This is a genomic window from Cupriavidus sp. 2TAF22 (assembly GCF_052115045.1).
Classification (GTDB): Bacteria; Pseudomonadota; Gammaproteobacteria; order Burkholderiales; family Burkholderiaceae; genus Cupriavidus.
This window is the reverse complement of record NZ_JBFRFX010000086.1, coordinates 1-12,324: the sequence shown is the minus strand read 5'-3', so window position 1 is coordinate 12,324 and position 12,324 is coordinate 1. Positions and strand designations below refer to the sequence as shown.

13 protein-coding genes and 1 pseudogene are annotated in these 12,324 nt (G+C 68.7%); 1 reads left to right on the top strand and 13 read right to left on the bottom strand.

What is annotated here, in order from left to right; genetic code table 11:
- Window positions 1-165: pseudogene (locus AB4Z48_RS39850) on the bottom strand (protein-L-isoaspartate(D-aspartate) O-methyltransferase); the annotation flags it as partial.
- Window positions 166-193: 28 nt separating this feature from the next.
- On the bottom strand, window positions 194-946 hold the full coding sequence (gene surE / locus AB4Z48_RS39845; RefSeq protein WP_441624308.1) for a 5'/3'-nucleotidase SurE: 753 nt from the start codon (window positions 944-946) through the stop codon (window positions 194-196).
- Between the two features lie 271 nt (window positions 947-1,217).
- Between surE and AB4Z48_RS39840 the strand changes: the two genes are divergently transcribed.
- Complete coding sequence (locus AB4Z48_RS39840; RefSeq protein WP_441624312.1) at window positions 1,218-2,192, top strand: NADPH:quinone oxidoreductase family protein; 975 nt, start codon at window positions 1,218-1,220, stop codon at window positions 2,190-2,192.
- Window positions 2,193-2,400: 208 nt separating this feature from the next.
- On the opposite strand, the gene AB4Z48_RS39835 is transcribed toward AB4Z48_RS39840, so the two are convergent.
- From AB4Z48_RS39835 to AB4Z48_RS39785, 11 genes are all read right to left on the bottom strand, one after another.
- On the bottom strand, window positions 2,401-3,192 hold the full coding sequence (locus AB4Z48_RS39835) for an ABC transporter permease (protein WP_441624306.1): 792 nt from the start codon (window positions 3,190-3,192) through the stop codon (window positions 2,401-2,403).
- A 65-nt stretch (window positions 3,193-3,257) separates the two neighbouring features.
- On the bottom strand, window positions 3,258-4,070 hold the full coding sequence (locus AB4Z48_RS39830; protein ID WP_441624304.1) for an ABC transporter ATP-binding protein: 813 nt from the start codon (window positions 4,068-4,070) through the stop codon (window positions 3,258-3,260).
- Between the two features lie 192 nt (window positions 4,071-4,262).
- Entirely contained in the window at window positions 4,263-5,309 is a 1,047-nt protein-coding gene (locus AB4Z48_RS39825; protein WP_441624302.1) for an ABC transporter substrate-binding protein, read from the bottom strand.
- Window positions 5,310-5,554: 245 nt separating this feature from the next.
- Window positions 5,555-6,547, bottom strand: coding sequence for a Bug family tripartite tricarboxylate transporter substrate binding protein (locus AB4Z48_RS39820; protein WP_441624310.1), 993 nt, complete (start codon window positions 6,545-6,547; stop codon window positions 5,555-5,557).
- 205 nt (window positions 6,548-6,752) lie between these two features.
- A complete protein-coding gene (locus AB4Z48_RS39815; RefSeq protein WP_441624300.1) occupies window positions 6,753-7,748 on the bottom strand; it encodes a hydroxymethylglutaryl-CoA lyase in 996 nt (331 codons plus the stop codon).
- Entirely contained in the window at window positions 7,745-8,941 is a 1,197-nt protein-coding gene (locus AB4Z48_RS39810) for a CaiB/BaiF CoA transferase family protein (RefSeq protein ID WP_441624298.1), read from the bottom strand. Before AB4Z48_RS39810 ends, AB4Z48_RS39815 begins: the two co-directional genes overlap by 4 nt.
- A 272-nt stretch (window positions 8,942-9,213) precedes the next feature.
- Complete coding sequence (locus tag AB4Z48_RS39805; protein ID WP_441624296.1) at window positions 9,214-10,119, bottom strand: LysR family transcriptional regulator; 906 nt, start codon at window positions 10,117-10,119, stop codon at window positions 9,214-9,216.
- A 33-nt stretch (window positions 10,120-10,152) separates the two neighbouring features.
- Window positions 10,153-10,767 carry a recombination mediator RecR gene (gene recR, locus AB4Z48_RS39800; RefSeq protein WP_441624294.1) on the bottom strand — a complete coding sequence of 205 codons (615 nt, stop codon included), beginning with the start codon at window positions 10,765-10,767 and terminating at the stop codon, window positions 10,153-10,155.
- Window positions 10,764-11,099: an antibiotic biosynthesis monooxygenase family protein gene (locus tag AB4Z48_RS39795; RefSeq protein ID WP_441624292.1), complete on the bottom strand. Its 336-nt coding sequence runs from the start codon at window positions 11,097-11,099 to the stop codon at window positions 10,764-10,766. Before AB4Z48_RS39795 ends, recR begins: the two co-directional genes overlap by 4 nt.
- Before the next feature lie 38 nt (window positions 11,100-11,137).
- The gene (locus AB4Z48_RS39790) at window positions 11,138-11,470 is read right to left on the bottom strand and encodes a YbaB/EbfC family nucleoid-associated protein (protein WP_420998475.1); all 333 of its coding nucleotides are present in this window, start codon (window positions 11,468-11,470) and stop codon (window positions 11,138-11,140) included.
- 90 nt (window positions 11,471-11,560) lie between these two features.
- Window positions 11,561-12,324 (bottom strand): DNA polymerase III subunit gamma/tau C-terminal domain-containing protein (locus AB4Z48_RS39785; RefSeq protein ID WP_441624290.1); only part of this gene is annotated, 764 nt, incomplete at its 5' end.

Sequence of the window (12,324 nt, the reverse complement as noted above, 5' to 3'; positions counted from 1 at the left end):
GGGCAAGCCTGGCGCGCGCGCCTTCGCCGCGGCCTTGGCCGCGATGGCCGCGCCGCGGGCCCCGCCGACGGCGGGCAGGCCCGCGGTACGCGCCGGCGCAGGCTTGCGCTCGACGACGGCGTCCAGGGAGAGGGGAAATTTCGGGCGGCGCGGGGCAGTGCTCATGACGGCCGGGGACTGCGCGTGGAAGGGCTTATGCCAGCCACTGGTTGATCTGCTCGAGCTGACCGCGATGCGTCAGGTCCAGCTGCAAGGGGGTCAGCGAGACGTAGCCTTCGCCGGTGGCGTGGAAATCCGTGCCTTCGCTCGCGTCGCGCGCGTCACCGGCCGGGCCGATCCAGTAGTTGGTATCGCCGCGCGGGTTGACCTGCGTGATCACCGGCTGGGAAGGATGGCGCTTGCCGAGCCGTGTCGCCCGATAGCCCCGGATATGTTCGAACGGCAGGTTGGGAATATTGACGTTGAGCAAGAACGGTTCGGCCGCCGGCTTGGCGATATAGCGCTCGACAATGTCGCGCGCCACGCGCGCCGCCGCGTCAAGCTGCGTCCAGCCTTTGTCCACCTGCGAAAACGCGATCGAGGGAATCCCGAGCAGGAAGCCCTCGATGGCAGCGGCGACGGTGCCCGAGTACAGCACGTCCTCGCCCATGTTCTGGCCCTGGTTGATGCCGGACACCACCAGGTCGGGTTTTTCGTCCAGCAGGCCGGTCAGGGCAATATGCACGCAATCGGTCGGCGTGCCGTTGACGAAGCGAAAACCCTTCTGCACGCCCTCGCTCGCCTCGAAGATCGACAGCGGCCGTTGCAGGGTCAGCGAATTCGAAGCGCCGCTGTGGTTCTGCTCGGGCGCGATCACCGTGATGCGTGCCAGCGGCGCCAGCGCGGCGTGCAGCGCGGCAAGCCCTGGCGCCAGGTAACCGTCATCGTTTGCGAGGAGGATATGCATGGCCGCGATTGTACCCGACAAGGCTGCTGCGCACGCCCTGACCGCGCCGCAAAATCCGCCTCCTGCGCGGCTCGGCGGGGATCTGTGCGGAAGCTAACAGAACGACCGTGCTATTTTTGCGCTACACTTGCCCGGGCCCGTCTGGCGTAATGCGGATACGGCGCCAACGCAACAGGCGCCGGCCCGCGCATCCACCGCGCATGCACCTTTTTGCGCCATCGCCGCCGGGCAACGGACATAACAACCCGTAGAACATATCACCGGAGACATGATGAAAGCCGTACTGTGCAAAGCCTGGGGCCCGCCCGATTCGCTGGTTCTCGAAACCCTGCCCGATCTCGTGCCCGCCCAGGGCGAAGTCGTGATCGACGTCAAGGCGGCCGGCGTGAATTTCCCCGACGTCCTCATCATCCAGAACAAATACCAGGCCAAGCCGCAACTGCCCTTCTCGCCGGGCTCGGAACTGGCGGGCGTGGTCAATGCCGTCGGCGAGGGCGTGACCCACGTCAAGCCGGGCGACAAGGTCATCGCCTACCTGGGCAACGGCGCCTTCGCGTCGCAGGCCAAAGCCCCGGCCAGTGCCGTGGTGCCGATGCCGCCGGGCATCGACTTCGAGACCGCCGCGGCATTCACGCTCACCTACGGCACGTCGCACCACGCCGTGATCGACCGCGGCGAACTGAAGGCGGGACAGACCATGCTGGTGCTCGGCGCGGCCGGCGGCGTGGGCCTGGCTGCCATCGAGATCGGCAAGGCCATCGGCGCGCGCGTGATCGCGGCCGCCTCCACCGATGAAAAGCTGGCGGTGTGCAAGGAGCACGGCGCCGATGCGCTGATCAACTACAGCACCGAAGACCTGCGCGAGCGCGTCAAGGCGCTCACCGACGGCAAGGGCCCCGACGTCGTCTATGACCCGGTCGGCGGCATCTATGCGGAGCCGGCCTTCCGCTCGATCGGCTGGCGCGGCCGCTACCTGGTGGTGGGCTTCGCCAACGGCGAGATCCCCAAGCTGCCGCTGAACCTGGCGCTGCTCAAGGGCGCCTCGCTGGTGGGCGTGTTCTGGGGCGACTTCGCGCGCCGCGAGCCCAAGGCCAACCAGGCCAATATGGCGCAGATGCTGGGCTGGATGAAGGAAGGCAAGATCCGCCCGCACATCTCCGCGCGCTATCCGCTCGAGCAGGCACCGCAGGCGCTCAAGGACATGGAAGCCCGCAAGGTCACCGGCAAGATCGTCATCGTGCCCTGATCATGCCCTGGTCCCGCACGCGGCCACCACTGGCTGCCGTGCGCACTGCGTGAAAGAAAAGAGCGCCTGGGTGCCAACGCACCCGGCGCTCTTTTCATTTCCGCCTGCTTGTTCGCGTAGCCGATGAAGTCGCGCGGGACGCTGGCGTTCTGCCGGCTGCGGGCCGGCATCGTTGCCGCCCTCCAAGTTCTGCCAGTACCACGCGCGGCTACAGGCGCTCGGTCTCGCCCGTGCGCGGCTGCCACTTCATCAGCCGCTTCTCCACGCTGCCCACCAGCGTGTCCAGCACCAGCGCCGCCGCGGTCAGCACCACGATGCCGGCGAACACGGTGTTGATGTCGAAGGTGCCTTCGGCCTGCAGGATCAGATAGCCCACCCCGCGTGCCGAGCCGAGGTATTCGCCCACCACCGCGCCAACGAAGGCCAGGCCCACCGAGGTATGCAGCGAGGAAAAGACCCAGCTGGTCGCGCTGGGCAGGTAGACATGGCGCAGCAGCTGTTGCCGGTTCGCGCCCAGCATGCGCACATTGGCCAGCACCACCGGGCTGACTTCCTTGACACCCTGGTAGACGTTGAAGAACACGATGAAGAACACCAGCGTCACTGCCAGCGCCACCTTGGACCAGATGCCCAGGCCGAACCACACGGCGAAGATCGGTGCCAGGATCACGCGCGGCATCGAGTTCATGGCCTTGATATAGGGATCGAGGATGGCCGAGGTGAGCGGGCTGAGCGCCAGCCACAGGCCCACGCCGAGCCCGGCGGCGGTACCGATGCCGAACGCCAGCAGCGTCTCGATCAGGGTCACGCCGAGGTGGATGTAGATATCGCGCTCGACCACGAACCAGGTCCAGATGCGCTGGGCCACCATCAGCGGTTCACCGAAGAAGAAGGCAACCTGCTGCGAACGCGTGGCGATATGCCAAGCGCCGAGGATCACTACGAGGACGAGCAACTGCCAGAAGCGCAGCATGCCCTTGGAGTCGGGACGGAATGCCATGGGAATGGAATGGAAATCAGTGCGGATTGAATGGGAGAGATGCCTGCGATGCGGCGGCGGCCGTGTCAGGCCACCTTGCGCTGCTGCGCGTAGCCTTTCAGCACCTCTTCGCGCAGCACGTCCCAGATGGCGGCGTGCAGTTCGATGAACCGCGGGTGATTGCGGATCTCGGCCACGTCGCGCGGGCGCGGCAGGTCGATGACGAACTCGCCGATCGGGTGCGTGCCGGGTCCCGCCGACAGCACGACCACGCGATCGCTCATGGCAATGGCTTCATCGAGGTCGTGGGTGATGAACAGCACCGCCTTGCGCTTGGCCGCCCACAGGTCCAGCACCTCGTTCTCCATCAACTGGCGGGTCTGGATGTCGAGCGCGGAAAACGGCTCGTCCATCAGGATGATGTCCGGGTCCAGCACCAGCGTCTGCGCCAGGCTCACGCGCTTGCGCATGCCGCCCGAGAGCTGGTGCGGGTAGCGGTCGCCGAAACCGCCCAGGCCCACGCGGCGCAGCCAGGCCTCGCCCTCCTGCTGCGCCTCGGCGCGCGGCATGCCGCGGAACTCGAGTCCGGCGATCACATTGTCCAGCGCGCTGCGCCACGGCATCAGCGCTTCGGCCTGGAACATATATCCGGCGCGCTCGTTGATGCCGCGCAGCGGCTCGCCGAACACCCGCACTTCGCCAATCGACGGCTGCAGCAGGCCGGCACCGACATTGAGCAAGGTGGACTTGCCGCAGCCGGTCGGGCCCACTACGGAAACGAACTCGCCGGGCTGGATGTCGAGGGTGACGTCCTTGACGGCGGTATAGCGCTGGCTGCGGTCTTCGCGCGAGACGAAGGTGCAGGTGACGTTGTCGAGGGAAAGTGCGGCAGTGCTCATGGCTGGCTCTTGGCGAATCTTTGGCGAATCTTTGGCGAATCCCGGCGATGCGGCACCGTCGATACCGCACGGCGCCTCGGCGCGACTGGAGTACGTGAATCCGTGAAATCGTGCGGCGGGCCTCAGGGCCGCGCAAATGCAAAGGCCCGCTGCGTGCAGCGGGCCACAGGCTCCCGTTGCGCGGGCGAAGCCTTACTTGTACTTGGCGTTGGCCTTCTGCACGAAGCTGTTGGTGAACGTGTTCTCCAGCTTGATGGCCTTGCCCTTCAGGTCCGGGTCGAACTGCTGCAGCGTATTGAGCGCGGTCTTGGGACCATCGGCGGGCATCGTGCCGTCCGGCGAGATCGCTTCCTTGACCTTGTCCCAGGCGGACAGGTACAGCGCGCGGTCGCCCAGCAGGTAGCTCTCCGGCACGGTCTTGACGATGTCGGACGGACCAGCCTTTTGCAGCCACTTGAGCGCACGCACCATGGCGTTGGTCAGGGCCTGCGTGGTGTTCGGGTTCTGCTGGATGAAGGCGCTCGATGCGTAGAGGCAGCCGGACGGCATGTTGCCGCCGAACACCGCCTGGGTGTCCTTGAGCGTGCGGGTATCCGAGGCGATGTGCACTTCGTTCTTCTGCGTCAGCATCGACACCACCGGATCGAGGTTGGCCATCGCGTCGATCTGGCCCGAGCGCATCGCGGCCACCGCGCCGGCGCTGGCGCCGACGCCGATGAAGGACACGTCCGACGCCTTCAGCCCGGCCTTGGCCAGCACGAAATTGGCCATCATGTTGGTGGACGATCCCGGCGCGGTGACGCCGATCTTCTTGCCCTTCAGGTCGGCCACGGACTTGAAGTTGGGCATGGTCTTGTTGGAGACCACCAGCACGATCTGCGGGGCACGGCCCTGCAGCACGAATTCCTGGTACTGCTGGCCCTTGGCCTGCAGGTTGAGGGTGTGCTCGTAGGCGCCGGAAACCACGTCCGCGCTGCCGCCCACCACGGCCTGCAGCGCCTTGGCGCCGCCGGCGAAGTCGACGATGTCGACGTCGAGGCCTTCATCCTTGAAATAGCCGAGACGCTCGGCGATGGTCAGCGGCAGGTAGTAGAACAGGTTCTTGCCGCCGACGGCGATGGTGACCTTGGTCTTCTCGGGCTTGCCCTGCGCCTGCGCATAGCCACCGAAGGTGAGCCAGCCAGCCAGGAACAGCGCCAGCGCGATCAGCGCCTGCTTCCAGAATTTCTTGTTATACATTGCTCTCTCCTACCTGTTGTACCCGGGGCAACCGTGCCGCGCAGCGGCAAGCTGCGATGCTATCCGATGCGCACCGGGGCCGCATCGGGATCAACACCTATGCCGTGCCCGGTGCCGCTGCGACGGCATCGACGATACAGGGCGAGCCTTTCGGCCGCCTTTCGACCGCCTTTCGACCACAGTCCGGCCCTCGCTCGACCGCCCCACTGCTTCGGGCCGCGCCGGCACGCCGGTTTCCACCTGGCTCACTCGGCGTGGATATCGGCGGACTTGATCACCTTGCCCCAGCGCGCCAGTTCGCCGCGCTGGTAGGTCGCCAGCTGCTGCGGCCCCATGAATTTCGCCTCCGCGCCCAGTTCCTCGGCCTTCTTGCGGAAGGCGTCGGTCTGCATGATGCGCTCGATCTCGCCGGCCAGCTTGTCGATGATCGGCCTGGGCGTGCCGGCCGGCGCGTACATGGCGAACCAGGAAGACACGTCGAGGTCGGGATAGCCGGCCTCGGGCGCGGAAGGCACGTCCTTCAGGCTGGGCAGGCGCTGCTTGCTGGTCACCACCAGCGGGCGCAGCTTGCCGCCCTGGATATGCCCCATCAGCGGCGGCGGCGTGGTGATGGTGAGGTCGACGGAGCCGCCCAGCAGGTCGGTCATGGCCGGGCCCGTGCCCTTGTATGGGACATGGGTGATCTGGATGCCGGCCATCTGGTTCAGCAACTCGGTCGAGACGTGCTGCAGCGAGCCATTGCCCGACGAGGCGTAGTTGAGCTTGTTGGGATTGGCCTTGGCATAGGCCACCAGTTCCTTGAGCGTCTTGACCGGCAGGCTCGGGCGCACCACCAGCACTTGCGGCGCCGACAGGAGATTGGCGACCGGCGCGAAGTCCTTCACCGGGTCCCACGAGGTCTTCGTCAGCAGCGGCGTGATGACCTGGTAGCCGGAGTACTGCACCATCAGGGTGTAGCCGTCCGGCTTGGCGCGCGCCACGGTCTGCGCCGCGATGCCGCCCGAGCCGCCGGGACGGTTGTCCACCACCACCGGCTGGCCGAGCGCCTTGGCCAGCGGCTCGGAAATCATGCGCGCGGCCAGGTCGGTGGTGCCGCCGGCGGCGGCCGACACCACCAGCGTCACGGGCCGCTGCGGCCACGCGCCGTCCTGCGCCGAAGCGGTGGCGCCGGCCAGGCCGGCGACCAGCGCCGCGGCGGCGGCAAGCGCCCTGCGGCGCGCGGGCGATGCAGCGCGCATGGCAGCGGACAGGCTGGACTGCGAGGACTGCGAGGAATGCGAACGTGTGTCGGCGTATGCCGGGATGCGGGGCATGGGTGTCTCCTGCTTGCTGCTCTTTGAGCTTGGTCTTGTCTTGCGCCCGCGCCGGCCCTCGCCGCGCGGTGCGCACCCGCTCTTGCGGGTTTTTTCCAGGGAATGCCTAACGGGTTCCTGCGGGCACGGCTCAGGGCTGCGTGCCGTCCTGCGCGGCAAAATGGCCGGCCAGCCACGCCGGCGGCTGGTGCGTGCGCAGGCGCGGGCCGGCCCGCAGCAGCTGGCTGGCGGTGTCGCGCTGGACCAGCGCCGGCAAGCCCGCCACCACGTCGAGCAGGCGGCCCAGGTCCACGCCGGTGTCCACGCCCATTGCGGCGAACATATGCACCAGCTCCTCGGTGCTGACGTTGCCGCTCGCCCCGGGCGCGTAAGGACAGCCGCCGAGTCCGCCGGCGGCGGCGTCGAAGCGCGTCACGCCCACCTGCCACGCGGCCAGCGCGTTGGCCAGGCCCATGCCGCGCGTGTTGTGAAGATGGATGGTCAGGCCGGTCCGCGGCAGTTCACGCTGGAAGCGTTCGCACAGCGCCGCGACCTGCGTGGGATAGGCCATGCCGGTGGTATCGCACAGCGTGATGCCGCTCGCGCCGGCCTCGGCGAACGACCTGGCGAGCGCCATCACGGCGTCGGCGTCGACCTCGCCCTCGAAGGGGCAGCCGAACACCGTGGACAGCGAGACATTGACCGGCACGCCGGCCTCGCCCGCCGCCGCGGTCATCGCCAGCAACTGCGCCTGCGACTGCGCGCGCGTCATGCGCAGGTTGGCGCGGTTGTGGGTCTCGCTGGCGGACATCACCAGATTGAGCTCGTCGGGCCGGCAAGACAGCGCACGCTCCAGGCCGCGCAGGTTGGGCACCAGCGCGGTATAGCGCACGCCGGCGGCGCGCTGCATGCGGTGCATCACGGCTTCGGCATCGGCCAGCGCGGGAATCGCCTTGGCCGAGGTGAAGGAAGTTGCCTCGATACGGGCAAAGCCACACGCGGACAGCGCATCCAGGAAGGCCACCTTGGCATCGGTCGGCACCACCACCGGCTCGATCTGCAGGCCGTCGCGCGGCGCCACCTCGTTGATCTCGATGCGGGCCGGGCCGCGCAGAGCGGCCGGCGTGGCGAAGGCGGCGGCGCTCATGCCACCACCCCGCGTGCGCGCAGGTCGGCGATGGTGGCGGCGTCGAAGCCGGCCTTCGCCAGCACCGCATCGGTATGCTCGCCCAGCGTGGGCGCGCGGTCGTGGATGGCACCCGGGCTGCCCGACAGCTTGGGCATGATGCCCGGCACCTCCACGGTCAGCCCGCCGGCCGAGGTCACGCTCTCGATCACGCCGCGCGCACGGTAGTGCGGGTCTTCGGCGATGTCCTTGACCGTGTAGATGCGGCCCGAGGGCACTTCGGCCTGCTTGAGCGCGGCCAGCGCATCCTCCACGCTCTGGCTGCGGGTCCAGGCCGCGATGGCCGCATCGATTTCCTCGACGCGCCTGACGCGGCCGTCGTTGCGCTCCAGCGCCGGATCCCCGGCCAGGTCGGCGCGGCCCATGGCATGCATCAGGCGCTTGAAGATGGCGTCGCCGTTGGCGGCGACCAGCACATACTCTCCGCTGGCGCAGGGATAGGCATTGGACGGTGCGATGCCGGGCAAGGCGCCGCCGGCCGGCTGGCGCACCGCGCCAAATGCGGAGTACTCCGGCAGCAGGCTCTCGCTCAGGTTGAACAACGATTCGTAGAGGGCCACGTCGATCACCTGCCCCTGGCCGCCGCGCGCGTCGCGCTCGTACAGCGCCAGCAGCACACCGAGCGCGCCATGCAGGCCGGCGATGGTGTCGCCCAGCGACAGGCCCGCGCGCACCGGGGCGCGGCCGGGCTCGCCGGTCAGGTAGCGCAGGCCGCCCATGGCCTCGGCCACCGCGGCAAAGCCGGGTTCGTCCTTCTTCGGGCCGGTCTGGCCGTAGCCGGAAACCCGCACCATGATCAGGCCGGGATTGTCCGCGCGCAGCGACTCGAAGCCCAGGCCCCACTTTTCCATGGTGCCGGGCCGGAAGTTCTCGATCAGCACGTCGGCCCCGGCCGCCAGCTTGCGCACCACCGCCTGGCCTTCGGCCTGGCGCAGGTCGATGCAGATCGATTGCTTGTTGCGCGACTGTGCCTCCCACCAGACCGACGTCTCGCCATGCAACATGCGCCATTTGCGCAGCGGGTCGCCCTGCCCGGGCGGCTCGACCTTGACCACCTGGGCGCCGAAATCGGCGAGGGTCTTGGCGGCAAAGGGGCCGGCAATCAGTTGTCCGAGTTCCAGGACCCGAATGCCTTCGAGAATCTGTCGCGCCATGTGGAGGGTCTCCGTGCCGTATCGGTTGCTGCGTGCCGGGCATCCTGGCTATCTGCCGGCGCCACGCCTTGTTTCGACGCAGTTTGCCCTAGCCGCGCGCATGGCGGAATCGGCATTCGGAGAAGCGGGTTGTCTTGGAACGCGAAAGCTGTCCGGTCGGGCGCTTGCTCCAGGACGAAGCGAAGCGGGCCTGGCCAGGCGTGCGGCTGCAGACCGTACAAGCCGTGCGGCAAGGCCGCGCAACCACGCCGGGACCGTCTTGAAGCGACCGTTCAGAACGGCGCGCGGTCGCCGCAAAGATGCGTGATCAGCAGCCGCGCCGACACCGTCAGCCCGGCCGGATCGCGCATGCCGATCAGGAGCGAGCGGCGCGCCCAGGCGTCCTGCAGCGCCACCAGCGACAGGCCCATCGACTGCACATGCGGCTCGGCCGCGATGCGCGGCAGCACGCCCACGCCCAGCCCCGCCATCACCATGCGGCACATGGCATCGAAGCTGCGCACCTGGATGCGCAGGCGGAACGGCCGGTCCAGCCGGCTGCTCTCCTCCAGCAGGCGCGCGGCAAGCGACGTCACCTGCGGCAGGCTGACGAAGTCGTATTCGAGGGTATCGGCATAGCGCACCGGCCCGCGCTCCGAGAGCGGATGGTGCGGCGGCGTGACCAGCACCAGTTCGTCCTGGCGGTACTCGACGGTGACCAGGCCGGCGCTGGGCGTGCGGTCGGCAAAGATGCCGACGTCGGCGCGGTTCTCGACCAGCGCAGCCACGATTTCGCTGCTGTTCTGCTCTTCGAGCTCGATGCGGATGGTGGGATGCAGCGCCATGAAGGTCGCCAGGTCATCGGGCAGGAACTGCGTGATGGCCGAGGTATTGGCGCACACGCGCACCTGGCCGCGCACGCCGCTGGCGTAGTCGGACATCACGCCGGCCATGCGCTCCACATCCTGCAGGATGGTGAGCGCGTGATGGAAGCAGGCCTGCCCGGCCTCGGTCAGCTGCACGCCGGCGGCGTGGCGGAAGAACAGCGGCGCGCCGACCGCGGCTTCCAGGTCGGAGATGCGCTTGCTGGCCGCGGCCACGGCCAGGTGGGACTGGCGCGCGCCCGCGGAGATGCTGCCCTGGCGAGCCACAGCGACGAACAGCCCGAGCGTGACGAGGTCGAAGCGAGCAAGGTTCATGCGGTTGCGTTCAGCCCATGGAGGCAGGCACGGCTACACCGAGCGCCGGTCCATCACCGCGCGGGCGATGGTGCCGGCATCGACGTACTCCAGCTCGCCGCCCACCGGCACGCCGCGCGCCAGGCGCGACACCTTGAGTCCGCGCGCCTTCAGCATCTCGCCCACATAGTGCGCGGTGGCTTCGCCCTCGCTGGTGAAATTGGTCGCGACGATGACCTCGGCAACCGGGCCGCCCAGGGCCGGGTCGGTGGCGCGCGCCAGCAGCCGGTCCAGGTGGATCTCGCGCGGGCCGACGCCGTCCAGCGGCGAGAGCCGGCCCATCAGCACGAAGTACTGGCCGCGGTAGGTCAGGGTCTGCTCGATCATGGCCTGGTCGGACGGCGTTTCCACCACGCACAGCAGCGAGGCGTCGCGCCGCTCGTCCAGGCAGGTCGAGCAGATTTCCTGCTCGGTGAAGGTATTGCAGCGCGAGCAATGCTTGATGCCGTCGGCCGCGCCGCGCAGCGCGTCGCCGAGCTTGCGCGCGCCTTCGCGGTCGTGCTGCAGCAGATGGTAGGCCATGCGCTGCGCGGACTTGGGGCCGACGCCGGGCAAGACCCGCAGGGCCTCGATCAGCGCCTGCAGCGAAGTCGGTGGCGCGTTCTTCACGCGGCGCCTCCGTCGGCGGGGCGCCGGTCGGGCGCGGCCATGCTCACCACCGGCGTGTGGTGCAGCACGGTGGGAAACGGCTCGTAGAAATGGTGCAGCAGGGCCTTCCACTGCTGGTATTCGGGAGAGCCGCGGAAACCTTGCGTGTGATCTTCCAGCGTGCGCCAGCGGACCGTCAGCAGGTAGTCGGACGGCTGCTCGATACAGCGATGCAGTTCGAGCCCGAGGAAACCCGGCATGCCCGCGATGATATGGCGTGCGTGCCCGAAGGCCGCCTCGAAGGCGACCTCCTGGCCGGGCCGTACCGGCAGCACTGCGGATTCGAGGATCATGCCTGGCTCCGTTGCGCGCATCAGACTCGGGACGCGGCTCAGAACGGCATCTTGAAGCCCGGCGGCAGCGGCAGGCCAGACGTCATCGATCCCATCTTTTCCTGCGTGGTCGCCTCGGCCTTGCGCACGGCGTCGTTGAAGGCAGCCGCCACCAGGTCTTCCAGCAATTCCTTGTCCTCGCCCTCGGCCAGCAGGCTGGGGTCGATGGAGACGCGCTTGACGTCGTTCTTGCAGGTCATGGTCACCTTGACCAGGCCGGCGCCGGACTGGCCCTCGACCTCGATCAGGGCAAGCTGCTCCTGCATCTTCTTCATGTTTTCCTGCATCTGCTGGGCTTGCTTCATCAGCCCGGCCAGTTGGCCCTTCATCATGGAAAGCTCCTGATTAGCGTGTTGGATGGAAACCACGGGCCGCCGCGCGTCATGGGCGCCGGCGACCCGTCATGGAAGTCGTTCAATCGGTCAGGCCGCCCGCGGCTGGATCGACCCGGGCAGGATATGGCCGCCGAACTCGCGCAGCAAGCCCTGCACAAAGGGATCCCCCTCGATGGTGGCCTCGGCCTCGCGCTGGCGCTCGGCGCGCGCCTGGGCATCCGCCGCCGCCGCCGTATCGGCGACCGCGCCGATCTCGCATTGCACCCGCACCTCGGTACCGAGGTGCTCGCCCAGCGTCTGCTGCAGGCGCTCGACCACGCCGGCCTCGGTGATGGGCGCCACCGGCGCGCGCAGATGGAATGTACGCCCCACCACCTGTACCAGTTCGCTCTGGTAGGCAAGCTGCTGCGCCAGCCCCTTGAGCGACAGGCTGGCGGCCAGCGCCGGCCAGGCGCCGGTGAAGACCGGCGGCGTGCCGTCTTCGCCGGCCACCGGCGGCTTGGGCGGGGTAAGGCGCACGGCTGCGACAGGCTCTGCCGGTGCCGGTGCCGGCGCCTGTGCAGGAGCGGCCTGCACGGCTGGCCGGGCCGGCTCGCGGCGCTGTGGCGCCGGCTGCCGTGCGGGCATGGGTTCGGGATCGCTGCCGTAGGCGTCGCTGCCGTACGGACCAATGACCGGCAGGTCCGGCGGCAGGTCTTCCCACGGCGGCACGTCGCTGCTGCCGGCGAATTCCCACGGCGGGACATCGCCGGACGGGCCAGGATCGGCAGGCTCCATGGCGGGCGCGCGGCGCGGCGGCGGCTCGGCGCGAGCCGGCGCGGCGGCAACCGGGGCCGGCCGCACCACCGCGG

Excerpts from the sequence above, each read along its gene's own strand:
- AB4Z48_RS39790 (WP_420998475.1), bottom strand. The coding sequence starts at position 11,470 with ATGATGAAGGGCCAACTGGCCGGGCTGATGAAGCAAGCCCAGCAGATG.
- AB4Z48_RS39795 (WP_441624292.1), bottom strand. The coding sequence starts at position 11,099 with ATGATCCTCGAATCCGCAGTGCTGCCGGTACGGCCCGGCCAGGAGGTC.
- surE (WP_441624308.1), bottom strand. The coding sequence starts at position 946 with ATGCATATCCTCCTCGCAAACGATGACGGTTACCTGGCGCCAGGGCTT.
- AB4Z48_RS39805 (WP_441624296.1), bottom strand. The coding sequence starts at position 10,119 with ATGAACCTTGCTCGCTTCGACCTCGTCACGCTCGGGCTGTTCGTCGCT.
- AB4Z48_RS39820 (WP_441624310.1), bottom strand. The coding sequence starts at position 6,547 with ATGCGCGCTGCATCGCCCGCGCGCCGCAGGGCGCTTGCCGCCGCCGCG.
- AB4Z48_RS39835 (WP_441624306.1), bottom strand. The coding sequence starts at position 3,192 with ATGGCATTCCGTCCCGACTCCAAGGGCATGCTGCGCTTCTGGCAGTTG.
- AB4Z48_RS39840 (WP_441624312.1), top strand. The coding sequence starts at position 1,218 with ATGAAAGCCGTACTGTGCAAAGCCTGGGGCCCGCCCGATTCGCTGGTT.
- AB4Z48_RS39825 (WP_441624302.1), bottom strand. The coding sequence starts at position 5,309 with ATGTATAACAAGAAATTCTGGAAGCAGGCGCTGATCGCGCTGGCGCTG.
- AB4Z48_RS39830 (WP_441624304.1), bottom strand. The coding sequence starts at position 4,070 with ATGAGCACTGCCGCACTTTCCCTCGACAACGTCACCTGCACCTTCGTC.
- AB4Z48_RS39815 (WP_441624300.1), bottom strand. The coding sequence starts at position 7,748 with ATGAGCGCCGCCGCCTTCGCCACGCCGGCCGCTCTGCGCGGCCCGGCC.
- AB4Z48_RS39810 (WP_441624298.1), bottom strand. The coding sequence starts at position 8,941 with ATGGCGCGACAGATTCTCGAAGGCATTCGGGTCCTGGAACTCGGACAA.